At 71.4% G+C, this 23,207-nt stretch carries 26 protein-coding genes and 1 pseudogene; 11 read left to right on the forward strand and 16 right to left on the reverse strand.

Annotated features, from left to right (window positions below):
* Positions 1-14 precede the first annotated feature (14 nt).
* Positions 15-941, reverse strand: a complete 927-nt coding sequence (locus H293_RS0135550) for a DedA family protein (protein ID WP_020122579.1) — start codon at positions 939-941, stop codon at positions 15-17.
* Positions 942-1,075: 134 nt separating this feature from the next.
* On the opposite strand from H293_RS0135550, the gene H293_RS0135555 reads away from it, so the two are divergent.
* Positions 1,076-1,441, forward strand: a complete 366-nt coding sequence (locus H293_RS0135555) for a YbjQ family protein (protein WP_020122580.1) — start codon at positions 1,076-1,078, stop codon at positions 1,439-1,441.
* 37 nt (positions 1,442-1,478) lie between these two features.
* Here the strand turns inward: H293_RS0135555 and H293_RS0135560 are convergent, their stop codons facing one another.
* Positions 1,479-2,240: a MerR family transcriptional regulator gene (locus tag H293_RS0135560; RefSeq protein ID WP_028808485.1), complete on the reverse strand. Its 762-nt coding sequence runs from the start codon at positions 2,238-2,240 to the stop codon at positions 1,479-1,481.
* A gap of 111 nt (positions 2,241-2,351) precedes the next feature.
* Here H293_RS0135560 and H293_RS0135565 point away from each other — a divergent pair, with 111 nt between their 5' ends.
* Positions 2,352-3,635, forward strand: a complete 1,284-nt coding sequence (locus tag H293_RS0135565; RefSeq protein ID WP_020122582.1) for an ion channel protein — start codon at positions 2,352-2,354, stop codon at positions 3,633-3,635.
* Positions 3,636-3,665: 30 nt separating this feature from the next.
* Entirely contained in the window at positions 3,666-5,072 is a 1,407-nt protein-coding gene (locus H293_RS0135570) for a glutamate decarboxylase (RefSeq protein ID WP_020122583.1), read from the forward strand.
* A 29-nt stretch (positions 5,073-5,101) separates the two neighbouring features.
* On the opposite strand, the gene H293_RS0135575 is transcribed toward H293_RS0135570, so the two are convergent.
* From H293_RS0135575 to H293_RS0135590, 4 genes are all read right to left on the reverse strand, one after another.
* Positions 5,102-5,743 carry a PadR family transcriptional regulator gene (locus tag H293_RS0135575; protein WP_020122584.1) on the reverse strand — a complete coding sequence of 214 codons (642 nt, stop codon included), beginning with the start codon at positions 5,741-5,743 and terminating at the stop codon, positions 5,102-5,104.
* Positions 5,744-5,764: 21 nt separating this feature from the next.
* Positions 5,765-6,301, reverse strand: coding sequence for a DinB family protein (locus H293_RS0135580; protein WP_020122585.1), 537 nt, complete (start codon positions 6,299-6,301; stop codon positions 5,765-5,767).
* 114 nt (positions 6,302-6,415) lie between these two features.
* Positions 6,416-7,876 carry an aldehyde dehydrogenase family protein gene (locus tag H293_RS0135585; RefSeq protein WP_020122586.1) on the reverse strand — a complete coding sequence of 487 codons (1,461 nt, stop codon included), beginning with the start codon at positions 7,874-7,876 and terminating at the stop codon, positions 6,416-6,418.
* A 121-nt stretch (positions 7,877-7,997) separates the two neighbouring features.
* Positions 7,998-8,822 carry a helix-turn-helix domain-containing protein gene (locus H293_RS0135590; protein WP_051138205.1) on the reverse strand — a complete coding sequence of 275 codons (825 nt, stop codon included), beginning with the start codon at positions 8,820-8,822 and terminating at the stop codon, positions 7,998-8,000.
* 365 nt (positions 8,823-9,187) lie between these two features.
* Between H293_RS0135590 and H293_RS0135595 the strand changes: the two genes are divergently transcribed.
* Positions 9,188-9,688: an ATP-binding protein gene (locus tag H293_RS0135595; RefSeq protein ID WP_033416024.1), complete on the forward strand. Its 501-nt coding sequence runs from the start codon at positions 9,188-9,190 to the stop codon at positions 9,686-9,688.
* Positions 9,689-9,778: 90 nt separating this feature from the next.
* Here the strand turns inward: H293_RS0135595 and H293_RS0135600 are convergent, their stop codons facing one another.
* The 8 genes and pseudogenes from H293_RS0135600 to rpmG form a co-directional block, all read right to left on the reverse strand.
* Positions 9,779-9,997: a DUF397 domain-containing protein gene (locus tag H293_RS0135600; RefSeq protein WP_063746956.1), complete on the reverse strand. Its 219-nt coding sequence runs from the start codon at positions 9,995-9,997 to the stop codon at positions 9,779-9,781.
* A 172-nt stretch (positions 9,998-10,169) separates the two neighbouring features.
* Positions 10,170-10,631, reverse strand: coding sequence for an SRPBCC family protein (locus tag H293_RS0135605; protein ID WP_020122590.1), 462 nt, complete (start codon positions 10,629-10,631; stop codon positions 10,170-10,172).
* Positions 10,628-10,969, reverse strand: a pseudogene (locus tag H293_RS50615) (ArsR/SmtB family transcription factor); the annotation flags it as partial. The pseudogene H293_RS50615 and the gene H293_RS0135605, both read right to left, overlap by 4 nt.
* Positions 10,970-11,186: 217 nt before the next feature.
* Positions 11,187-11,558, reverse strand: a complete 372-nt coding sequence (locus tag H293_RS0135615) for a VOC family protein (RefSeq protein WP_020122592.1) — start codon at positions 11,556-11,558, stop codon at positions 11,187-11,189.
* A 65-nt stretch (positions 11,559-11,623) separates the two neighbouring features.
* Positions 11,624-11,857, reverse strand: a complete 234-nt coding sequence (gene rpsR, locus H293_RS0135620; RefSeq protein ID WP_020122593.1) for a 30S ribosomal protein S18 — start codon at positions 11,855-11,857, stop codon at positions 11,624-11,626.
* Positions 11,857-13,035 (reverse strand): CobW family GTP-binding protein, encoded by a 1,179-nt coding sequence (locus tag H293_RS0135625; RefSeq protein WP_020122594.1) that lies wholly within the window; start codon positions 13,033-13,035, stop codon positions 11,857-11,859. Before H293_RS0135625 ends, rpsR begins: the two co-directional genes overlap by 1 nt.
* Entirely contained in the window at positions 13,035-13,283 is a 249-nt protein-coding gene (locus H293_RS0135630) for a type B 50S ribosomal protein L31 (RefSeq protein ID WP_020122595.1), read from the reverse strand. The genes H293_RS0135625 and H293_RS0135630 overlap by 1 nt, the downstream gene beginning before the upstream one ends.
* A 2-nt stretch (positions 13,284-13,285) precedes the next feature.
* The gene (gene rpmG / locus H293_RS0135635; protein ID WP_007383717.1) at positions 13,286-13,450 is read right to left on the reverse strand and encodes a 50S ribosomal protein L33; all 165 of its coding nucleotides are present in this window, start codon (positions 13,448-13,450) and stop codon (positions 13,286-13,288) included.
* Positions 13,451-13,513: 63 nt separating this feature from the next.
* On the opposite strand from rpmG, the gene rpmB reads away from it, so the two are divergent.
* From rpmB to H293_RS0135655, 4 genes are all read left to right on the forward strand, one after another.
* On the forward strand, positions 13,514-13,750 hold the full coding sequence (gene rpmB, locus H293_RS0135640; RefSeq protein ID WP_020122596.1) for a 50S ribosomal protein L28: 237 nt from the start codon (positions 13,514-13,516) through the stop codon (positions 13,748-13,750).
* 21 nt (positions 13,751-13,771) lie between these two features.
* Positions 13,772-14,077: a 30S ribosomal protein S14 gene (gene rpsN, locus H293_RS0135645; protein WP_020122597.1), complete on the forward strand. Its 306-nt coding sequence runs from the start codon at positions 13,772-13,774 to the stop codon at positions 14,075-14,077.
* 66 nt (positions 14,078-14,143) lie between these two features.
* On the forward strand, positions 14,144-14,638 hold the full coding sequence (locus H293_RS0135650; protein ID WP_020122598.1) for a hypothetical protein: 495 nt from the start codon (positions 14,144-14,146) through the stop codon (positions 14,636-14,638).
* A gap of 112 nt (positions 14,639-14,750) precedes the next feature.
* Positions 14,751-15,290, forward strand: a complete 540-nt coding sequence (locus tag H293_RS0135655) for a DUF4232 domain-containing protein (RefSeq protein ID WP_020122599.1) — start codon at positions 14,751-14,753, stop codon at positions 15,288-15,290.
* Here H293_RS0135655 and H293_RS0135660 read toward each other — a convergent pair.
* Positions 15,271-16,452: a DUF2786 domain-containing protein gene (locus H293_RS0135660; RefSeq protein ID WP_020122600.1), complete on the reverse strand. Its 1,182-nt coding sequence runs from the start codon at positions 16,450-16,452 to the stop codon at positions 15,271-15,273. The two genes, H293_RS0135655 and H293_RS0135660, sit on opposite strands and share 20 nt — an antisense overlap.
* A 66-nt stretch (positions 16,453-16,518) precedes the next feature.
* Here H293_RS0135660 and H293_RS0135665 point away from each other — a divergent pair, with 66 nt between their 5' ends.
* From H293_RS0135665 to H293_RS0135675, 3 genes are all read left to right on the forward strand, one after another.
* Positions 16,519-17,148 carry a LysE family translocator gene (locus H293_RS0135665; protein ID WP_020122601.1) on the forward strand — a complete coding sequence of 210 codons (630 nt, stop codon included), beginning with the start codon at positions 16,519-16,521 and terminating at the stop codon, positions 17,146-17,148.
* Positions 17,149-17,214: 66 nt separating this feature from the next.
* Complete coding sequence (locus tag H293_RS0135670; RefSeq protein ID WP_020122602.1) at positions 17,215-17,967, forward strand: Clp protease N-terminal domain-containing protein; 753 nt, start codon at positions 17,215-17,217, stop codon at positions 17,965-17,967.
* 81 nt (positions 17,968-18,048) lie between these two features.
* Entirely contained in the window at positions 18,049-19,740 is a 1,692-nt protein-coding gene (locus tag H293_RS0135675) for a bifunctional 3'-5' exonuclease/DNA polymerase (RefSeq protein WP_020122603.1), read from the forward strand.
* Here H293_RS0135675 and H293_RS0135680 read toward each other — a convergent pair whose 3' ends face one another.
* Positions 19,741-23,118, reverse strand: coding sequence for an AfsR/SARP family transcriptional regulator (locus tag H293_RS0135680; protein ID WP_028808487.1), 3,378 nt, complete (start codon positions 23,116-23,118; stop codon positions 19,741-19,743).
* Between the last annotated feature and the right edge of the window lie 89 nt (positions 23,119-23,207).

The raw sequence follows: 23,207 nt of genomic DNA on the forward strand, positions 1-23,207 counted from the left end.
CGTCCCGGTGGCTGTCAGTACCCCTGGTTGTACGGGTTCTGCTGCCCGTACTGCTGGTTCTGCTGCCCGTACTGCTGGTTCTGCTCGCCGTACTGCTGATTGCCGTAACCCTGCGGGTACTGCTGGGCGTAGGGCTGCTGTTGCTGCGGCTGCTGGGCGTAGGGCTGCTGTTGCTGCTGGCCGTAGTACTGGTCGTAGCCGTTGTGCTGCTGCGGGGAGTGGGGAGGCTGCTGCTCGTCGTCGGACGGGATGCGGCGCAGCTGGGTCGTCGCGTCGTCCATGGGCTGGTACGGCTGCTGCGGCGGGGCCTGCGCGGCCGCCCGCTTCCTCTTGGAGCGCTCGCGCAGGTACTCGATGAGGATCGGGACCACCGAGACCAGGACGATCAGGACCAGGATCGCCTCGACGTTCTTCTTGATGACGTCGATCTGGCCGAGCCAGTAGCCGGCGAGGGTGACGCCGGTGCCCCAGGCCACGCCGCCGATGAGGTTGTACGTCAGGAAGGTGCGGTACTTCATTCGGCCGGCGCCCGCCACGATGGGGGCGAAGGTCCGCACGATCGGCACGAAGCGGGCCAGGACGATCGCCTTGGGGCCGAACTTCTCCATGAACTCGTGGGCCTTCTCCAGGTTCTCCTGCTTGAAGAGCTTGGAGTTGGGGCGGCTGAAGAGCCTCGGGCCGAAGAACTTGCCGATCATGTAGCCGACCTGGTCACCGAGGACGGCCGCGAGCACGATGAGCGCGCACACCAGCCACAGCGGCTGGCTGATGAGATGCCCCTCGGCCACGAAGAGACCCGCCGTGAACAGCAGGGAGTCGCCCGGCAGGAACGCGAAGAGGCCCGACTCGGCGAAGACGATCAGCAGGATTCCGGGGAGGCTGAACGTCTCGATCAGATAGTCGGGGCTGAGCCACTCGGGGCCGAGCGCGAGCGTGGTCACGGGATTGTGGCTCCTGCGTGTGGGGATCGGGGCTGGGACTGGCTGCCCTCAAGTATCAACGCAACCGCGGTGGCCCAGGTTCCATGGGGGTCCCCAGGATGCACTGTGCTCCGTCTGGGACAAAGCTGTGAGCCATGGGTATTGACGAATACGGCGGCGGCCAGGGGCCTCGGCCCGACGTTCTCGTGGTGACCACGAACGACGTGCCCGGTCACCGGGTCCAGGAGGTGCTGGGCGAGGTCTTCGGGTTGACCGTGCGCTCCCGGCACATCGGCAGCCAGATCGGCGCCGGGCTGAAGTCGATGGTCGGCGGCGAGCTCAAGGGGCTCACCAAAACGCTGGTGCAGACCCGCAACCAGGCCATGGAACGGCTCGTCGAGCAGGCACGCGCGCGTGGGGCGAACGCCGTGCTGATGTTCCGCTTCGACGTGACCGAGGCGGCGGACGTCGGCACGGAGGTGTGCGCCTACGGGACGGCGGTGGTCCTGGCCCGGGAGTGACCCGTACGGGATCCCGGGTCACTCCCGGGCCAGGACGTCACTCGGTGTGCCGGGCCGCGTTGCCGAGGATCGCGTCCTTGAGGTGCGCGGCCAGGCCCTCGTGCATCGAGTCGTAGTACGCCTTGAATCGTTCGTCGGAGACGTACGTCTCGGCGAGGCACGTGTGCATCTCGTACGGGCATTCGAAGTACCACGTCCCGATGTGCCGGCGGTGTTCCTCGGCCAGGTCCATGGCGCGCTCCCCGGCCGGGGGCTCACCGGCGGCCATCAGGGCCGTGTAGCGCTCCTCCCAGTCCTTCACCGCGGCGGTGATGCGCTTCCAGTCGTCCTTCGTGTAGCGGGCCGCGCGGCGCTGCGACTCGGCGTAGATGTCCGTGCCGCCCCAGCGCTGTTCCGCCTCCTCCGCGTACTGCTCGGGGTCCTTGTCCCCGAACACCTCGAACTTCTCCTCCGGCGTGAGACTGATCCCCATCGTGCGTGCCTCCATGGCGTGCTCCACGGCCGCCGCCATCTTCTGCAGTTTCTCGATCCGGGCGGTCAGCAGCTCGTGCTGGCGGCGCAGGTGCGCGCGCGGGTCCGCGGCCGGGTCGTCGAGCAGGGCGGCGACCTCGTCGAGCGGGAAGCCGAGCTCGCGGTAGAACAGGATCTGCTGCAGCCGGTCGAGGTCGGCGTCGCTGTAGCGCCGGTGGCCCGCGTGGCTGCGCTCGCTCGGGACGAGCAGGCCGATGTCGTCGTAGTGGTGCAGCGTGCGCACCGTCACGCCGGCGAAGCCCGCGACCTGTCCCACGGAATAGCTCACTTCGTCCGCTCCCTTCTTGGTACGCGCTCCACGGTGGCTCCTCACGCCACGTGAGGTGCAAGTGGGTTCTCCCGGAATGTCATGACCGTTTTGCCCGCTTATCGTGAACTCGTGGCCCAGGACACCGCGCAGCAGGCATCCGCCGCCCCGGCGACCCCGGCGCGCTCGCTGGTGCCGTTGATCCTCCCCGCTCTCGTCGTCGGGGTGGTCGCGAGTCTGGTGCTGCTCGGGGTGAGCGCGGCAGCCGAGGAGCTCCAGCACGTGCTGTGGCGCAACCTGCCGGACGCACTGGGCGTGGGCCGGTACTCCGTGCTGTGGATGCTGGTCATGCTCACCGCGACCGGGGTGGCCGTGGGTCTGGTGGTGTGGAAGGTCCCCGGGCACGCAGGACCGGATCCGGCGACCACCGGCCTTGACGCTCCCGTGCTGCCGCCCGCCGTGCTGCCGGGCCTCCTGCTGGCCACCGCGCTGATGCTCGCGGGCGGGCCGAGCCTGGGCCCCGAGAACCCGATCATCGCGGTGAACGTGGGGCTCGCCTTCTGGCTGGGGTGCCGGCTGATCCCGCGGATGCCACGCGGGCTGTGGCCGGCGCTGGCGGAGGCGGCGACGATCGGCGCGCTGTTCGGGACGCCGGTGGCGGCGGCGCTGGTGATCTCCGAGGCGCTGGCCGGACGGCAGCTCAGGGGCGCGCTGTGGGACAGCGTCTTCGGGCCGCTGCTGGCGGCCGCGACCGGTGCGCTGACGACCACTCTGCTGGCCCGTCCGAGCTTCGACCTGGGTCTGCCCGCGTTCGGGCGGCCCGGCTGGGGCGATCTGCTGGCGGTGCTGGTGATCGCGTCGGCCGCCGCGCTGCTCGGCATGGCGGCCGTGGTGGCCTTCCCGTACGTCCACGGCGCGTTCGCGCGGCTCAGGCATCCGATGCTGATGCTGCCCGTCGGCGGGCTCGTACTGGGGCTGCTCGCGGCCGTCGGCGGCCGGCTGACGCTCTTCAAGGGGCTCGACGAGATCGACGAGCTGGCGGCCGACCCGACCGGCTGGTCGGCCGGACAGTTCGCCACCATGGCGGTGGTGAAGCTCGTGGCGCTGCTCGTCGCGGCCTCCTGCGGTTTCCGGGGCGGCCGGATCTTCCCCGCCGTGTTCGTCGGCGTCGCCTTCGGACTGTGCGCCCACGCGCTCGTGGACGCCGTACACCCGGCCCTCGGCGTGTCGGCCGGGGTGCTGGGCGTGTTGCTCGCCGTCACCCGACAGGCCTGGGTGAGCCTGTTCACGGCCGCCGTACTGGTGGCCTCGCCCGCGATCCTCGCGCTGCTGTGCATCGCCTCCCTGCCGGCCTGGCTGCTGGTGACGGGGCGACCGCAGATGCAGCTGAGCGAGGACGGAACCCCGCTCCGCTGACCGACGTTGATCCCTTCAGGAGGCCCGCCCATGGCACTGCACAAAGGTCCCGAGAAGCACGACGAGCGCCCGCTGTCCGTCAATCCCTTCTACGGCGAGGCCGATCCGGTCGGCGGAATGACCGAGGCCCCGCCCAAGCACCGGCTTCCCACCACTCCCCTGCCGCCCTCGACCGCCTACCAGGTGGTCCACGACGAGCTGATGCTCGACGGCAACTCCCGGCTGAATCTCGCCACCTTCGTCACGACCTGGATGGAACCGCAGGCCGGGGTCCTGATGAGTGAGTGCCGGGACAAGAACATGATCGACAAGGACGAGTACCCGCGCACCGCCGAGCTGGAGCGGCGCTGCGTGGCGATGCTCGCCGACCTGTGGAACGCGCCGGACCCCTCGGCGGCGGTGGGCTGTTCGACGACCGGATCCAGCGAGGCGTGCATGCTCGCGGGCATGGCGCTGAAGCGGCGGTGGGCCCAGCGCAACGCCGACCGGTACCCGGGGGCGCGGCCCAACCTGGTCATGGGGGTCAACGTCCAGGTGTGCTGGGAGAAGTTCTGCAACTTCTGGGAGGTGGAGGCCCGTCTGGTGCCCATGGAGGGCGACCGCTTCCACCTCGACCCGCAGGCCGCCGCCGAGCTGTGCGACGAGAACACCATCGGGGTCGTGGGCATCCTCGGCTCCACCTTCGACGGCTCCTACGAGCCGATCGCCGAGCTGTGCGCGGCCCTCGACGCCCTCCACGAGCGCACCGGTCTGGACATCCCCGTGCACGTGGACGGGGCGTCCGGCGCCATGGTCGCGCCCTTCCTCGACGAGGACCTGGTGTGGGACTTCCGGCTGCCCAGGGTGGCCTCGATCAACACCTCCGGGCACAAGTACGGTCTCGTCTACCCCGGTGTCGGCTGGGCGCTGTGGCGGGACAAGGAGGCCCTGCCCGAGGAGCTCGTGTTCCGCGTGAACTACCTGGGCGGCGACATGCCCACCTTCGCGCTGAACTTCTCCCGCCCCGGCGCGCAGGTGGTCGCGCAGTACTACACCTTCCTCCGGCTGGGCCGCGAGGGCTACCGGGCCGTGCAGCAGTCCACGCGTGACGTGGCCCGCGGCGTCGCCGAACGCGTGGAGGCGCTCGGCGACTTCCGGCTGCTGACCCGCGGCGACGAACTCCCCGTTTTCGCGTTCACCACGGCCCCGGGCATCGAGGCGTACGACGTCTTCGACGTCTCCCGGCGGCTGCGCGAGCGGGGCTGGCTGGTTCCGGCGTACACCTTCCCGCCGAACCGCGAGGACCTGTCGGTGCTGCGGGTGGTGTGCCGCAACGGCTTCTCGACCGACCTGGCCGACCTGTTCGTGGAGGACCTGGAGCAGTTGCTGCCCGAACTGCGCGGGCAGTCGCACCCGTTCACGAGCAACAGGGGCGCGGCGACCGGGTTCCATCACTAGGGCCGGACCGGCCGCCGAGTCAAACTTGATCAGTCGGCGTCCCCGGGATGCCGCTCCCCCGTCGCGTACGGGTTCTCCTCTCCCTCGGCGAGGACGCCGACGAACGGCTCGCCCTCCCCCGCGAAGGTGTACGCGCCGTCCTCGATCCGGGCGATGAGCCCCTGGGTCCACTCGGCCTCGGCGTCGGCCGTGTGGATCCAGAGGTTCATGATCTCGCCGATGTGCCCGAGCTGCCGCGGACCGTCGTCGGGGACGTAGTGCTCGGTGACCGCGGAGCGCCACTCCTCGATGCCCCGGATGCGCTCCTTGAGCAGCGACACCGCCTCCGCGCGCGGCAGGTCGACCATGAAGCCGATCGCCGCCGACTTCATGTCCGTCTTCTGGTCGTAGGAGGTCAGCGCCTCCCGCACCAGCCGCAGGTACTCCTCAGTGCCCACGTCCGTGATCTCGTACTCGGTGCGCGGCGGGCCGCCGGCCGTGGAGGGGGCGACCTCGTGCGCGTGCAGCAGCCCCTGCCTCGCCATCTGCTTCAGGGCGTGGTAGATCGAGCCGGGCTTGGCGTGGGACCACTCGTGCGCGCCCCAGTACTCCAGGTCGCCGCGCACCTGGTAGCCGTGGGCCCGCCCGTGCTGGCGCACCGCGCCGAGCACGAGGAGACGGATCGTTGACATGCGGTCCAGGTTATGGCTTCCTCACTTCGCGGCGAGGGCCACCAGCTCGAACGCCGTCTTCCCGTCCAGGGACTCGCGGATGATGTCGGCGTGGCCGGCGTGCCGGGCCGTCTCACGGATCAGGTGCAGCAGCACCCAGCGCACCGAGACCCGGCCTCCGGGCGGGAACCAGGGCTGGTCCGGGAGCGGGAAGCTGCCGTCGAGGCTGGGCACCGAGCGGGCGAACGCCTCCGTCTCGGCGGCGACCTTCTCCCAGTACGCCAGCTGCGACTCGACGCTCTCGTCGCCGACCAGGGCGAAACACTCGTGCCAGTTCGACGGCTCCCGGTGCACGGCCGGCTCCTCGCCCCTGGCGCGGGCGATCCAGCCCTGCTCGGTCTCGGCGACATGCTTGAGCAGCCCACTCAGGGAGAGTTCGCTCGCGCTGGGCTTGGCGGCCGCCTGCTCGTCCGTCAGCCCGAGCAGCGCGCGCCGGATGCCACCGCGCTGCTCCTCCAGGAAGGACAGGAGCGCGCCGCGCTCGTCGCCGTACTCCTCCGCGGGAACGTGAGTGACCATGACCGCCGCCTTTCGCCGGAACTCGGGGGCTTTCCCCCGACACCGACGAAGCTACGGGCCCTTCAGGACAGGTTCTGTCCTCAAAGGCCCGCGGCGGCGGTCGTACGCCGGATGTCAGAACGGGAAGCCGCTCCGGCCGTGCTGGACCGAGATCCACTTGGTGGTGGTGAAGGAGTCCAGCATGGTGTCGCCGTTCAGGCGGCCGATGCCGGAGTGCTTCTCGCCGCCGAAGGGGACGATCGGCTCGTCGTGGACGGTGCCGTCGTTGACGTGGAACATGCCGGTGTCGATCTGCTTGGCGAAGGCGACCCCGCGCTCGATGTTCGCGGTGTGGACGGCGCCGCTGAGGCCGTACGGGGTGTCGTTGACCAGGCGGACGGCCTCCTCCTCGCCGTCGAAGGTGACGAGGAGGGCGACCGGGCCGAAGATCTCCTGCTTGAGCAGGGGCGAGTTCGCGGGCAGGTCCGTGAGGACGGAGGGCTCGACCAGGTTGTCCCTCCTGATGCCGTGGATCAGCGCGGTCGCGCCGTCGGCGATCGCCTGCTCGACGGCGCCCGCAACAGCCTCCGCCTGCGAGGAGTTGATGATCGGACCGATGACCGTCTCGGGGTCGCGCGGGTCGCCGGTCTTCAAGGTCCGCACCTTGGCGACGAACTTCTCGGTGAACTCCTCGGCGACCGTACGGTCGACCAGGACGCGGTTGGCGGCCATGCAGACCTGGCCCTGGTGGACGTACCGGCTGAAGACGGCGGCGTCGACCGCGTAGTCGATGTCGGCGTCCTCAAGGACCACAAGGGCGCTGTTGCCGCCCAGTTCGAGGACCGAGCGCTTGAAATGCCGGGCGCAGACCGTGGCCACATGGCGGCCGACCTTGTCGGAGCCGGTGAAGGAGATGACCTTCGGGACCGGGTGCTCCAGGAAGGCGTCGCCGATCTCGGCGATGTCGGTGATGACGACGTTGAGCAGACCGGCGGGCAGCCCCGCGTCCTCGAAGATCTTCGCGACCAGGGAGCCACCGACGATCGGCGTGTTCTGGTGCGGCTTGAGAACGACGGCGTTGCCGAGCGCGAGCGCGGGGGCGACCGACTTGATCGACAGCAGGAAGGGGAAGTTGAAGGGGCTGATCACGCCCACCACACCGACCGGGACGCGGTAGACGCGGTTCTCCTTGCCGTCCGCCGGCGAGGGAATGATCCTGCCCTCGGGGCGCAGCGCCAGGTTGACCGCCTCGCGCAGGAACTCCTTGGCCAGGTGGAGTTCGAAGCCGGCCTTCAGGCGGGTGCCGCCGAGCTCCGCGACGATCGCCTCGGCGATGTCCCCCTCGCGCTCCTCGATCAGCCTGAGCGCCTTCTCGAACACCGCGCGGCGGGCGTAGGGGTTGGTCCCGGCCCACTTCTTCTGCGCGCGGGCGGCGGCCCGGTACGCCTCGTCGATCTCGTCGACCGTGGCTATCGTGATCGACGCCAGCTTCTCGTCGTCGTACGGGTTGAAGTCGATGATGTCCCAGGAGCCGGTGCCCGGGCGCCACTCACCGTCGATGTACTGCTGGGCCAGGTCGGTGAAGTACGACGACATGTGATCCCCAAATCACTAGCAGACACACGATCAACGTCACGGTCTGATCACATGTCATCGTACTTGCGCGGCACGCCAGTTGGGCACGCTGAGCAATCTCCTGGGGAGAACCCTCGGGACGTCAGGAGAGCTGGAGGAGACCGCGCAGCAGATCCCGGCTCTCGTCCGGACCCGGGCTGTCCTGCTGAAGCTCCTTCATGGCCTTCTCGTACTGCGTGACGTCCTCGCGCTTGTCCAGATAGAGCGCGCTGGTGAGCTGCTCCAGGTAGACGACGTCCGTCAGGTCGGACTCGGTGAAGCTGAGGATCGTGAAGGCGCCGCTCTCACCGGAGTGCCCGCCGAAGCCGAAGGGCATGACCTGGAGCCGTACGTTGGGGCGTTCGGAGACGTCGATGAGGTGCTGGAGCTGTCCCCGCATCACCTGGCGGTCGCCGTACGGGCGGCGCAGGGACGCCTCGTCGAGCACCACGTGGAACTCGGGACCACCGTCGTCGGCCAGGTACTTCTGCCGCTCCAGACGCAGTGCCACGCGCTTCTCCACGTCCGCCGCGCTCGCGCCCTTCATGCCGCGCCGCACCACTGCACGTGCATACGCCTCGGTCTGCAACAGGCCGTGGATGAACTGGACCTCGTACACGCGGATGAGGGAGGCCGCGCCCTCCAGGCCCACATAGGTGGGGAACCAGCTCGGCAGGACGTCGGAGTAACTGTGCCACCACCCGGCGACGTTGGCCTCGCGGGCGAGGGAGAGGAGCGAGGCCCGCTCCTGCCCGTCCGTGATGCCGTACAGCGTCAACAGGTCTTCCACGTCACGCGTCTTGAAGCTCACCCGGCCCAACTCCATCCGGCTGATCTTCGACTCGGACGCGCGGATCGAGTAGCCCGCCGCCTCGCGCGTGATGCCCCGTGCCTCACGCAGTCGCCTGAGTTGCGAGCCGAGCAGCATCCGCCGCACCACCGATCCGGGCTCTCCCGCGCTCACGTTCGCCAGCCTCCCCAACGTCTTCAGGGGCCGAAGTCTGCCACTAAAACACTCCGAGCAGTACTCGTCCGATTACAGATATGGAAAGAAGCCGAAGATTCTGCACAGGACAGAGACAGGCAGTAGGGAGGAAGAGGCAAGAAACAGTGGAGAAGATGGCGGAAAAAATGGCCAACAAGCGGTACGGGTATGGCCAATTCGGTCACGTGCACGTGCATCTGCACCTTGCATCTGCATCGCTCATCCGAAACCATGGTCCCGCGCAACCGCTGCATCGCAACGACCGCGAGTTCCCGGGAGTGCCTCGCATGGGGATGAATGGATCGACCATGCTCGAGCCGTTAAGGCAGGGCCTTCCGCCGCTGGATCCCGCGGCCGTGTCCGACGCCACCTCCTGTTCCCTGCCCGCCCGCTACGAAGCGGTGGGCGACGCGCGGCGGTTCACCCGCAGAACGCTCGACCAGTGGGAACTGGGCGACCACTTCGACGACATCTGCCTCGTGGTCTCCGAGCTGGTCACCAACGCGCTGCGGCACGCGATGCCGGCGCACGGCGTACACCACGGGGACCACAACCCGCCCGTACGGCTGCACTTGATGCGATGGACCGAGCGGCTGGTGTGCGCGGTGCGCGACCCCAGTCAGGACAGTCCGGTCGCACGCGACTCCGACGACTTCTCGGCGGAGTCGGGGCGCGGGCTGTTCCTCGTCGACTCCTTCAGCGACAGCTGGGGCTGGCACCCGATGGCGGGGACACTGGGCGGCAAGGTGGTCTGGGCGCTGTTCCGGCTCCAGCCGCACGCGGGCCCGGCCACCGCCTCCACCGAGTGAAGCACCGCGGTGTTTTCCGATGTCCGGGTTCTACGCGCGTTACTCGATGCGTGAACACGGTTACCGCGGGTCACCCACGGATGAGGTGGATCAACCCGCTATCAGATGGTCGAACTCGCCGTCCTTGATGCCGAGCAGCATCGCCTCGATCTCAGCGCGCGTGTAGACGAGCGCGGGGCCGTCCGGGAAGCGGGAGTTGCGAACCGCAACTCCCCCGTCCGGCAGGCGCGCGAACTCCACACAGGAACCCTGCGAGTTGCTGTGCCTGCTCTTCTGCCAGGCCACCCCGCGCAGCTCCGTGGCCGTCATGCCGTTGTACACGTCGAGGTCCACAGGTCGCTCCCCGGTGGTGCGGTGGCCTTGTGGCCAGTGATGCAGTAATCAACTGGTCCGGATCATAGCTCTGTTCACGTGCAGATGCATGAGCAGATGCACGTGCACGAGGGGTGTTACCGTGGTTACAGATGTGACGTGTGGGGCACTAGATACGTTCCATCGTGTGCCCCAGCGCCCGCATCACATGCGTCCGCCAGCCCCCGTCCATGATCGTCCGGGCCATCAGCTGAGCGGGGTCGTCGGGATCGAATCCCTCGTGCACTAGGAAGAGACGCGTACCGCGCCCTTCCTGTTCCACCTTCCATGTGACAGTCCAGTCAACCGGGTTGGCCGGATCGGCATCGGTCCACCGGAGGCTCAGCATCCGCTCGGGCTCGTAGGCGAGCACCTCCACCTCGACCGTGCCCGAGAAGTTCGTGTTGGGCCGCGGGACGGAGGTCATGGTGTACCGGTGTCCGACCTCCAGCCGGAACGCCTCGACCCCCTGCATCTGCCACTGCACGAGCAGCGCGGGCTCGGTAAGGGCGCGCCAGACCTTGGCGGGCGGGTGCGGGAAGAACTGGTCGACGCGGATGACCGTGAGGTCGTCGTCGGGTGCGTTGCTCATGTCACGTCATCGTCGGGCATGCGGTCGAGCAGCGCCCCGAGCTCCTTCAGCCGGCCGCGCCAGAACCGCTCGTACGGATGGAGCCAGTCCTGCACCTCGGCGAGCGGGGCCGCCTCCAGCCGGTAGATGCGCTGCCGGCCGGAGCGCTGCTCGGAGACGAGACCGGCCTCGCGCAGCACCCTCAGGTGCTCGGACAGGCTCGGGCGCCGCATGTCGAAGTGGTCGGCCAGGACCTGGACGGGCTGCGGCCCGCCGTCGCGCAGCAGCCGCAGCAGCTCGCGGCGTACGGCGCTGGCGAGCGCGGCGAAGACGCGGTCCGCGTCGGCCTCGGCGGTCCCGGGGGTCCTGGTGGCCCCGGCGGCCCCGGTAGCCCCGGCTGTCCCGGCGGCCCTGGCGGCCCTGGCGGCCCTGGCGGCCTCGGTGGTCCCGGCTGTCCCGGCGGCCTCGGTGGTCTCGGCGGCCCTAGCGGTCCCGGCGACCTCGGCGGCCCCGGTAGCCCCGGCGGTACCGGTGGTCCCTGCCCCGACGGCTCCTGGTGCGGTCATGCCGGCCTTCCTACTGGTGTGCCTCCGTCAGCAGCATCAGACCGTTGCCGTCGGGGTCCGTGAAGGAGGCCATGCGGCCCCACGGGAGCTCATCGGGTCCTTGTACGGGGGTCCCGGCCTCCGCGAGCCGCGCACAGTCCGCGTCGACATCGGTCGTGACCAACATGATCCCCCGGGCCGAGCCGGGCTCGAAGCCACCCATCCCCGGACCGGACAGCGTGAACACGGTCTGCGCACCCTCGGGGGCCACCTGGAGCCAGCGCCCCCGGGGCAGGTCCCGGTCGGCGGTGACGGTCAGGCCGAGGACGTCGGTGTAGAAGCGCAGGGCGCGGTCCTGGTCGGAGACGGGGAGGGTGACGAAGGAGGCGTGGGTGATGGTCATGCCCCGAAGAATAGGTAGGAGATTCCCTACGCGTCAACCGTAGGGAATCTCCTACCTATAGGGCCTCACCTGCTGGAGTAGGGCAGCAGCGCCATCTCACGGGCGTTCTTGATGGCGCGGGCCAGCTGCCGCTGCTGCTGGGCCGAGACGCGGGTCACGCGGCGGCTGCGGATCTTGCCGCGGTCGGAGACGAACGTCCGCAGCAGGTCCGTGTCCTTGTAGTCGACGTAGGTGATCCCGGCCGCGTCCAGCGGATTGGGCCGGTTCTTGACGGACTTGCGCTCGGGCTTGCGAGGCATCAGACCTCCAGGAGGCTGTCGAAGGCGGGCGGGAGCTGTTTCCAGGCGGCGCGCCCCGCCGCGTACTCGGCGTCGGTCAGCAGGCAGGACTCCAGGAGCCGTTCGAGTCCGTCGCGGTCGAGCCCGGGCGAGGTGAAGACGAGGTGCTGGCAGCAGTCGCCGTGCTCGGGGTGCCAGTCCGTCGCGGCGGCGGCCCGGCGCACCGGCGGGACCATGTCCCAGGCCGCGTCCGGGAGCGAGGCCAGCCACGGACCCGCGCTCTCCACGCACAGGGCGCCGCCGGCCGCGTCCCAGTGCAGCAGCACGTCCGGCTTGTCGGCGAGCCAGAACCGGCCCCGGCTGCGGGCGGCCGCGCAGGTGAGGTCCTCCAGGGCCTCGTACAGCCGCTCCGGGTGGAAGGGCCGACGGCGGTGCCACACGAGCGTGGCGACTCCGTGCGCGTCGGCCTCGGCGGGCAGCAGGGCGCAGGCGGGGTGCTGGGCGGCCGCCGCGGACTCCACGTCGAAGCCGGAGAGGGCGGCGCGGGCCAGGGGCGAGTGCGCGGAGTGCCGTACCGGACCGCGACCGCCCGCCTCGTCGGCCGGTTCGCCGTCACGGATCGGGACCCGGCGGGCCGTCGGGTGGAGCTGGGCGAGGAGTTCGTGGTCCTCCTCGTCGGCCTCCGGGGAGTCGAGGACGGCGAGGACGGGGGCGTACTCCAGCTGGCGGGCGAAGGTGTCGGCGACCGTGCGCTGGTCCGTGGCCGCGGCGGCGAGACCGCGGTCGGCGAGGTCGTCGCCGTTGCCGAGATACGGCAGCACGAGCGCCGGGTCGACCGCGGTGATCACGCCGGTGACCGTGAGGCCGGCGGCCGCGACCACCTCGGCCATCGCCTTGGGCTCCACGGAGTCCCACAGCTCGACGACCGCGAGGCGCAGCGTCCCGGCCGCGTCCAGGCGGCGCAGTTCCGGGACCAGGTCCTCCCGGAGCGCGCAGCACGCGCAGTCGTTGACCAGCGGCGCCTCACCGGCGGACAGGATGCCGGTGGCGTCGCGGATCGTCCGTACGACGGTGCCGGCCGCGGCCGTCGCCAGGTCGTGGTGGAGGACGACGCCGCCCGGCACGTCGGCGAGCAGCCGGCCGACGGCCGCCTTGCGCGCGTCGGCGTGCAGCCCGCCGACGATCACGACGGAGAGCATCAGCCCTTCTTTCCGTACCGGCGCTCGAAGCGCTCCACGCGGCCGGCGGTGTCCAGGACACGGGCCGTGCCGGTGTAGAAGGGGTGGCTGACGTCGGAGATCTCGACGTCGACGACCGGGTAGGTGCGGCCGTCCTCCCACTCGATCGTCTTCTCGCTCGTCATGGTCGAGCGGGTGAGGAAGGCGTGATCGGCGGCGCGGTCGCGGAAGACGACCGGGCCGTAGGCCGGGTGGATTGCCTCGCGCATGGTCAGCGCTCCTCTCGGAAGTCGACGTGGCGGCCGGCGACCGGGTCGTACTTGCGCAGGGTCATGCGGTCCGGGTCGTTGCGGCGGTTCTTGCGGGTCACATAGGTGAAGCCGGTCCCGGCGGTGGACCGGAGCCTGACGACCGGGCGGAGTTCGTTGCGTGCCATGCTGCTATCTTACTGAAAATGAATTCCATTTACACAACTGCTTCGAGAGAGGTGCGTCACCCCGTGTCCGCCCACTGCATGCTGACCGGCGCCCGGCCGGGCTTCGGCAACCGCGTCTCCCACTCCCACCGACGCACCTCGCGCCGCTTCGACCCCAACATCCAGTCCAAGCGCTACTGGCTGCCGAGCGAGGGCCGGTACGTGCGGCTGCGGCTGAGCACCAAGGGCATCAGGACCGTCGACACGATCGGCGTCGAGGCGGCCGTGGCGCGGATCCGCGCGCGCGGTGTGCGGGTCTGAGGATTCGGGAGGAGAACCGGCATGGCGAAGAAGAGCAAGATCGCGAAGAACGAGAAGCGCCAGGAGATCGTCGCGCGGTACGCCGTGCGGCGGGCCGAGCTGAAGGAGATCATCCGCAGGCCCTCGTCCACGGACCCCGAACGGCTCGCCGCGCAGGAGGAGTTGCGGCGGCAGCCGCGGGACGCGAGCGCCACGCGTGTGCGCAACCGCGACCAGGTGGACGGGCGGCCGCGCGGCTACTTCCGGGCCTTCGGACTGTCCCGGGTGAATCTGCGCGGGCAGGCCCACGCGGGATATCTGCCAGGTGTCCGCAAGTCGTCCTGGTAACTCTCACGGGTGGTGCTGGTAGCTTGCTGCGGTCGTCCGGCCGACCGCTACAGCTTGGAGCATCCAGTGACTTCGGCGATCCTCTCGCGCACGTCGGTTCGGCGGGCCGCGCTCGCGGCCGCGGGGCTGACGGGCGTGCTCGTCCTGACCGCGTGCAGCGGCGGGGGCTCGGACGACGACGCGTCGCCCAGCTCCGGCGCGTCCGCGTCGTCCTCGGCGCCGGCCTCCGCCTCCGGCGGTACGTCGTCCTCGGCGTCCGGCAAGGTCGCGGGCAGCTGGCTGGCCACCACCGGCGGCAAGGCGGTGGCGCTGCTGGTCAACGGCGACCAGGCCGGCCTCTTCGCCACGGGCGGCACGGTGTGCAGCGGTACCGCGAGCGCGGACAGCATCCGCCTCAAGTGCGCGGACGGCAGCACGGACCGGGCCGACGGAACGGTCGTGTCGGTCGACAAAACCAAGCTCAAAGTGCGGTGGTCGGGCGGTATCGGCACCGAGACCTACACCCGGGCCGAGGGCGGCGGGCTGCCGAGCGGGCTGCCGACGGCGAGCCTCGGCTCGTAGCGACAGGACATCCTCGGGTCGTAGCGCACGACATCGGCGGGGGCGGGCAACCGAGGTGTCCCGCGATGCGTGATGATCCATGCACCGGATCGCTCACACCAGAGGACTTCACATGCGCGCCGCCCCCCTCGCCGTCACCGCCCTCGCCGCCGCCCTGCTCCTGACCGGCTGTTCCGGTGACGACGACAGCTCCGGCGGGGACAGCGCCGCCGCGAGCCCGAGCAACGGCACCACGTGCCGGATCGGTGCCATGGACGTGGAGGTGGGACCCGCCAACGTGGCCCCCGCCGCCGGGGACACCGGCAACATCCCCGTCACCCTCACCAACCAGAGCGCCGAGTGCACGCTGGACGGCTTCGCCGGCATCGACCTGAACGGCGCGGACTCGTCGGCGAGCGTTTCGCCCGCGGCAGACGCGAAATCCACGAAGGTGACCCTGGCCAAGGGCACGGCCGCCACCTTCACCCTCACCTACACGCGCGGCAAGGCCGGCGACAAGGCGAGCCTCGACGTGAAGACGCTGGCGATCGGCCTGGCGGGAGCGGACACCCAGAAGAGCTTCAAGTGGTCGTACGGGCCGGTCCAGGGCAAGGGCGGCAACGCCGGTGACCCGACCGCCTCCGTCGGCGCCTTCACTCAGGCCGGGGACTGAGCCGGGGTCGGTTGCCGACCTGCGCACGGTCGGCCGCCCGGGCGCCCTCGGTCCAGCCCGCCTCGTCGCTGACACCGCGCAGCCGGGTCGTGGTGGTCCGCGGGAACATCCGCTCCGTACGGTCGGTGACGGCGACCTCGCGGGAGGCGAGGACCGGCAGCAGGTCGTCGGTCACCGGGGCCTCGGCGGCGGTGCGCAGACGGACGCCGACGCGGTGGGCGTAGGCCGCGAGGAAGGACTGCCGGAAGGTCTTGGTGCGCTTGCGGCCGCCCGCCCGCTGGGCCGCCTCCGCCTTCGCCATCGCGGACTGCGCCTGCACCAGCAGCGAGGTGTACAGGAGTTCGACCGCCGCCAGGTCGCCCTCGAAGCCGACGACCGTGGAGAAGGCGAAGGGTTCGTTCCACACGGCCCGGCAGTGGTTCGCGGTGGCGACGGCGTCGAGGAGCACCGCCTTCGCCTGCTCGTACGGCGGCTCGACCCCGATCCGGCAGGCGCCGGGGGTGTCCTTCGCGGGCGCCCGGGCGTCGAGCAGCGCCTCGTCCACACTGTGCCGGGCCATCAGCTCCTGCGCCTTGGCGGTGAGCGCCTCCGCCTCCTCCGGGAAGCCGGTCGCCTCCGCCTTCGCGAGCAGGGCACGGATCCGGCCGAGCATGCGGGCGTCACCCCTGGGCCCTACGTGCCGCTGCCGGGGGTCCTCCAGCGGCTCCAGCGCGGGCAGGCGCAGCAGCAGGCGGTACAGCTCCAGTACGGCGGTGGCGTGCGTGAAGCGGTCGGCGCGGGCGGGGTTCTCGTCGGACTCCTCCAGCTGGGCGAGCTGGGCCGTCCAGCGGGGGCCGCGCGGGCGGTCGTCGGGGGCCTGCGCGCGGATCAGGGCCGCGGTGAGCCGCACATGTGTGTCGTCCAGTTCGCGCCGCACGATCCGTACGACGTCGGCGGGCTGCCAGCCGCGCCGCCAGGCCTGCGCCACGAACTCGGCGCCCCGCCGGGCCAGTTCGGCGTCGGTCGCGGGGTCGGCGGCAAGGAGGGAGGCACCGGTGTCCAGGGCGGTGTCGTCGTCGGTGTAGAGGGCGGCCCGGAAGGCGCGCTCCACGGTGCCGGTCGGGTCGCCGCTCGTATCGCCGTTCGTATCGCCGTTCGTGCCGCTGTTCTTGCTGCTGCTCACGGGGCGATCGTCTCACTCTCCGAAAATCGGTCGCCCACGCGCGCGTGCCGCTTCGAGCATGGCCGCATGGTGGACATGTCTCTCTACGCGGCCTTTCTCGTCGCCGCCTTCGCGCTCTGTGTCACTCCCGGTCCCGACATGATGTTCATCGTGGCGATGGGCGGCCGGGGCGGACCCGCCGCCGGGGTGATGGCCGCGTTCGGCGTGGCCTGCGCCATGCTCGTGCACACCGTCGCGGCGGCGCTCGGTCTTTCGGCCCTGTTCCACACGCTGCCGACGCTCTACCACGTGCTGCGCTGGGTGGGAGCGGCTTATCTGCTTCATCTGGCGGTGAAGGCGTTCCGGGACCGGTCGGTTCCCGGTGAGGGCGGGGACACCGGCGGCGGGGCGGGCATGCGGCGGGCCTTCTGGCAGGGAGCGGTCACCAATCTGCTCAACCCCAAGGTGATCCTCTTCAACGTGGCCTTCCTGCCCCAGTTCGTGGACCCGTCGCTCGGTCACGTACCGGGGCAGTTGCTGCTGCTCGGGACCACGCTCGTGGTCATGGGATTCCTGTGGGACGGCGGTGTGGGGCTGCTCGCCGGTCGGCTCGGGAACGCCCTTCGGCGCAGTGCGCGCGTCAACCGGTGGATGAACATCGTCTCGGGGACGGTGTTCACGGGGCTCGCGGTACGGCTGGCGGCCTCTCCGAAGTAGCGGCAGAAGCACCTGGAGAGGCAACCTCTGGTTGACACCCTGCGACTGTCAACCTAAGGTTGACACATGACGACGAACCCCAACATCACGTCATCCGTACGGCTCGACGACCTCATCACGGCCATCAAGAAGGTCCATGTCGAGCCCCTCGACCAGCTCCAGGACGCGGTGATCGCCGCCGATCACCTCGGAGAGGTGGCCGACCACCTGATCGGCCACTTCGTGGACCAGGCCCGGCGTTCGGGCGCCTCCTGGACGGACATCGGCAAAAGCATGGGGGTCACCCGGCAGGCGGCGCAGAAGCGGTTCGTGCCGAAGGAGTCGGCGGACCTGAACGCCGACCAGGGCTTCGGCCGGTACACCCCACGGGCCCGCAACGTGGTGATGTCGGCCCACAACGCGGCCATCACCGCCCGCAACCCCGAGGGCCGTCCCGAGCACCTCGTCCTCGGTCTGCTGGCGGAACCGGAGGGCCTCGCGGCCAAGGCGCTCGTCGCCCAGGGGATCACCCTCGACGCCGTCCGCCGGGCCGCGACCGACACGCTCCCGCCGGCCGCCGAGGAGGTCCCCGAGCTCGTCCCGTACGGCTCCGACGCCAAAAAGGTCCTCGAACTCACCTTCCGCGAGGCCCTCCGGCTGGGCCACAACTACATCGGTACCGAACACATCCTGCTGGCCCTCCTGGAGTTCGAGCACGGCACGGGGGTCCTGTCCGGCCTCGGCGTCGAGAAGGGCCCGGTGGAGGGTGCCATCGCCGAGGCACTGGCGGGATACCAAAAGGCACAGGGCGAGCGGGACGAGCCGGACGAACAGGGCTGAGGGAACTCCGCCGGAGCGGCAGATGTCCGCGGCAGATGTCCGGAAGGTCCGTTGTCAGAGGTGCCTGGCAGACTCGCAGGCATGACGGACCGCTGGGCTCTCGCTCCGGCCGAGGACGGTGGCGTGGAGCTGGCCGCCCTCGGCGCCGACGGGCTGCCCGTCGGGCCGGTGCGGCGGGAGGGGGATCTCGCCGAGGCCGTGCGGGGGCGGCCCGAGGTGGCCCGGTGGGTCTGGCGGTCCACCGCCGAGGTCTATCCGCGTCTGCTCGCCGCGGGGGTGCGGGTGGAGCGGTGCTACGACATCGAGGACGCCGAGACCCTCCTGCTCGGCCACGAAGGGCGCGCCGGGGAGCCGCGTTCGGCCGCCGCCGCCCTGGCCCGTCTGCGCCGCGGGCCGGTACCCCCCGACCCGCCCCTGCGCGCGGCCGAGCCGGGATCGCAGTCACCCCTGTTCGAGCCGCAGGGCGTCCGGCTGCCGCTGACCGACCTCGTCGAGGTCTACGCCGACCAGCAGCGGCGGCACGACGCCACCGCCCACCCCGACCGGATGCGGCTGCTGACCGCCGCCGAGTCGGCCGGGATGCTGGTGGCCGCCGAGATGAACCGCGCCGGGCTGCCGTGGAGCGCCGAGACCCACCGCCGGGTGCTGCACGAACTGCTGGGCGAGCGGTATGCCGGTGGCGGTGAGCCCCGGCGTCTCGCCGAGCTGGCCGACGAGGTGTCCGCGGCCTTCGGGCGCCGGGTGCGGCCCGATCTGCCCGCCGATGTCGTCAAGGCGTTCGCGCAGGCGGGCATCAAGGTGAAGTCGACGCGGCGGTGGGAGATCGAGTCCCTCGACCATCCGGCTGTGAAACCGCTGGTCGAGTACAAGAAGCTGTACCGCATCTGGGTCGCCCACGGCTGGTCCTGGCTCCAGGACTGGGTGCGGGACGGCCGCTTCAGGCCCGAGTTCCTCGCGGGCGGGACCGTCACGGGCAGATGGGTCACCCATGGCGGCGGCGCCCTGCAGATCCCGAAGGTCATCCGGCGCGCGGTGATCGCCGACCCCGGCTGGCGGCTGGTCGTCGCGGACGCCGACCAGATGGAGCCGCGGGTGCTGGCGGCCATCTCCCGCGACCCGGGGCTCATGGAGGTGGCCGGGCGCGAGACCGACCTCTACCAGTCCGTCTCCGACCGCGCCTTCTCCGGCGACCGCGCCCAGGCCAAGCTCGCCGTGCTCGGCGCGGTCTACGGCCAGACCTCCGGCGACGGCCTCAAGAACCTCGCCGCGCTCAGACGCCGCTTCCCCAAGGCGGTGGCGTACGTCGACGACGCGGCCCGCGCGGGCGAGGAGGGCCGGCTGGTGCGGACCTGGCTGGGGCGGACGTGTCCGCCGGCGGCCGGGGCGGGTGACGCGGAGGAGGCGGGCATCCCCCAGGACGACCCGGCCGGACAGCCCGCTTCCGGCGAGGACGGCTGGGTGCCCGGGTACGCCTCCACCAACACCCGTGCCCGCGGCCGGTTCGCCCGGAACTTCGTGGTGCAGGGGAGCGCCGCCGACTGGGCCCTGCTGCTGCTCGCCGCGCTGCGGCAGGCCTGTGCGGGGATGGCGGCGGAACTGGTCTTCTTTCAGCACGACGAGGTGATCGTGCACTGTCCCGAGGAGGAGGCCGAGGCGGTCGTGGCGGCGATCCGGGAGGCGTCGGCGCTGGCCGGGCGGCTGACGTTCGGCGAGACACCGGTGCAGTTCCCGTTCACGACGGCGGTGGTGGAGTGCTACGCGGACGCGAAGTGATCACCGTAAACCGGAGTCGTCGAGCAGCGCGATGAGCTCCTGGAGCACCGTCTTGTCGTCCGTGCCGTCCAGCGCGTCGAGAGCGGCCCGCCACTGCTCGTACGCCTCCTCGGTCCTGCCCCGCTCCCTCAGCAGGAGTCCGTGCTGGTGGCGGGCGAGGGCACCGGTGTAGCGGTCGGCTCGGGCGTCCGCGCGGCGCAGCAGCTCGGCGCACTCGGCGGCGGCGCGTTCGCCGTGGCCGATCAGGCGCAGGGCGCGGACCAGACCGAGGCGGGTCTGCGACTCGCCGTGCCAGTCGCCGGGGCTGCCGAGGATGCGCAGGCTCTCCTCGAAGTGGGCCACCGCGGCGGCCGGTTCGCCGAGGGTGAGATGGGCGTAGCCGATGTTGCAGTGCGCCGAGTGCCGCACGACCGCGCTGCCGGTCTCCTCACCGATGGCGAGCGAGCGCCGGTGCTGCTCGATCGCGGCGCGCGGGTCGGTGTGCTCGTACAGGTTGCCGAGGTTGCTGTGGGTGACGGCCTCGCCGAAGGGGTCGTTCAACTGCCGTGCGTAGCCGAGGCTCTGCCGCAGTGCCTCGCCCGACTCGGTGTACCGGCCCAGGCCTTCGAGCAGCAGACCCTGGTTGTTGAGGCAGCGGCGCGTCCAGGAGTCCCTGCCGAGCCGCCGCCAGATCGCGAGGGCACGGTCGTTGAGGGCCAGGGCCTCGCTGTGCCGTCCGGTGAGGAAGTGCAGTCCGGCCAGGTCGCCCAGCGCGCACGCCTCGGCCTCCTCGTCACCGAGCCGCCGCGCCACCGTGAGCGCGGCCCGGCCGAGGACCTCCGTCTCGGCGACCCGGCCGCTGCGCTGGAGGAAGGGCGAGAGCAGGCGCAGCAGGGTGGAGAGATGGGCCGCGGTGCGCGCGTCGGGGGTGTCCGTGTGCCGTTCGGCCAGGGCCACGATGTTCTCCAGCTCCGACTCGCCCCAGGCGAAGGCCTTCTGCGAGGAGGGGAACGGCGGGATGGCCAGCACGTGGGCCGCGTGCTCCGGCGGCTGCGCGGCGGTCGGGCGGCGGCGGTCCTCCAGGTCCAGGCCGGGTTCGACGATCGCGGTCAGGGCGCGTTCGGCGACGGCCGCGTACCAGCGCAGGGCGGTGCGGGCGATGTCGGGGGCGTGCCCCGTGCGCGCGAGTTCCCGCGCGAAGTCGCGGACCAGGCCGTGCGGGGCGTAGCGGCCGTACGCCGTCTCCTCCAGGAGGGCCACGTCCACGAGGCGGTCGAGCGCGTCCTCGGCGCGGGTCTCGTCGGTGGCGTCGGTGCCGAGGAGGCGGGCGACCAGGGGGACGCCGTAGGTGGGCAGGTCGAGGGCGCCGATGCGGCACAGGGCGAGGGCGGCGTCGCGGTCGGAGCGGCGCCCCGAGGCGGCGAGGGCGTCGTGGGCGACGGCCAGGGAGCGGCGGACGGAGAGGTCGTCGTACTCCAGGTGCCGCAACCGGTCCTCGGTGGCGGCCAGTTGGTCGGCGAGGACATCGGGAGTGAGGGCGTGCCGGGCGGCCAGGCGGGCGGCCACGACGCGGAGGGCCAGCGGGAGGCGGCCGGTGAGTTCGATGAGGGGGTGTGTGGCGTCGATGGGGGTGACTGCATCGGGGGTTGCGGCTCTGGCTGCCTCGGGGGCAGCGGGGGTGACGGCATCGGGGATGCCGGGGATGCTGCCGTCGGCGGGGGCGCCCTCGCCTACGGGGCCTTCCCCTCCGCTTCCGTTCCGGCCGGGCCGGCCCGAGAGCGCGCGCAGCAGCTCCGCGCTCTCCTCGGCCGAGAGCGGGGAGAGCGGGAAGCGGTGGGCGTCGTCGAGGGCGGTCAGGGGGGAGCGGCTGGTGACGATCACCGCGCAGCCGCGGCCGGCCGGCACCAGCGGCCGTACCTGGGCGGCGCTCGCCGCGTCGTCCAGCACCATGAGCGTGCGGGTGGGCGCGAGCAGTGAGCGCAGCAACGCGGCCGCCGCGTCCGGGTGTTCGGGGATGCTGCGCGGATCGGCGCCGAGGTCGCGGAGCAGGGCGGTGAGGGCCTGGGCCGGGGTGAGGGGGGTCATCCCCGGGGTGGCGCCCTGGAGATTGACGTAGAGCTGACCGTCAGGGAAACGTTCCCGCAGCTCATGGGCGACGTGCAGTGCGAGCGCGCTCTTGCCGACGCCGGCCATGCCGCTGACGACACCGACGGCCGGGCCGCCGTCGGGGGTGAGGGCACGGCGGAGCTCGTTCCGGGTGGTGACGCGGCCGGTGAAATGACCAGGGGGCGGGGGGAGTTGGGCGGGGCGGGGCAGGAGGAGGGGAGCCTCGGGATCTGAGGGCGACGGGTCGGCGGCAGCGGACGACGGAGGGTGGGCCTGGGACGCCGACGGGAGGGCCGGAGTGCGGGCCGGAGTGCGGGCCTGCGGGGCATCTTCGCGCGTAGCGTCTGCGCGCGGCACGCCGGGAGCGGCCGACCGGCTCCACCCGCTCGCCGCGCCGGAGTCGACGGCCTTAGCCGGGCGCCCGGTTGTCCCGGACCGGTCCGTCTCGCCGCCTCGGTCGGCGTCGGTCCGCCCGCCGCCGTCGCCCCCGCGCAGCACCTCCACATGTGCCTCGCGGACCGCCGGGCCCGGTTCCACGCCGAGTTCCTCGACCAGGCGGGTGCGCAGGTCGCGGTGGACGGCGAGGGCCTCGGCCTGGCGGCCGGTGCGGTGCAGGGCGAGCATCAGCTGGCGGTGGTAGGACTCGCGCAGCGGGTGTTCGGCGGCCAGTGCGGAGAGTTCCGGGACGAGGGCGTCCGGCCGGGTGCCGACGAGGGCGAGCTCGGCGTCGTAGTGCCACTCCAGGAGGAGCAGCCGGGCCTCCTCCAGGCGCTGCACCAGGGCGTATCCCGCGAGTTCGGAGGGGACCCCGCTGAGCGGAGCGCCCCGCCACAGGGCGAGCGCCGCCGCGCAGGCCTGGACGGTCCCGGTCCAGTTCCCGTCGGCGTGCGCGCCGCGGGCCCGGGCGACATGGCTCTCGAAGACCTGGACGTCGAGTTCGCCCGGCGCGACGCGCAGCAGGTAGCCGGGGGCCACCGCCTGCAGCCGCTCGGGGTCGTCGAGCTGCCGTCGCAGCCGGGAGACGTGGTTGTGGAGCGAGGCCTTCGCCGAGGCGGGTGGAGTGCTGCCCCACAGCGCCTCCTTGAGGGACTTGGTGGAGACGACCCGGCCCGCTTCGAGCAGCAGCGCGGCCAGCAGGATGCGCTGCTTGCGGCTGCCGACGACCCGTACACGGGCGCCGTCATGGCCCTCGTAACCCTGGCCCTCATGGCCCTCATGGCCGGCGTGACCGTCGTACAGAATCGGCGGCCCGAGCAGTCCGAACCGCAGCCCCGACTGCGATCCGCGCCCCATCACGCCGCCCACTTCTGGCGGAATTCCGCCCTCTTCACGGCGGTTTCCCGCCAGCCGTCCGACGCCGGCCGCTGCCGGAATCCGTTGTC

The sequence above is a fragment of the Streptomyces canus 299MFChir4.1 genome, from assembly GCF_000383615.1.
Classification (GTDB): domain Bacteria; phylum Actinomycetota; class Actinomycetes; order Streptomycetales; family Streptomycetaceae; genus Streptomyces; species Streptomyces canus_C.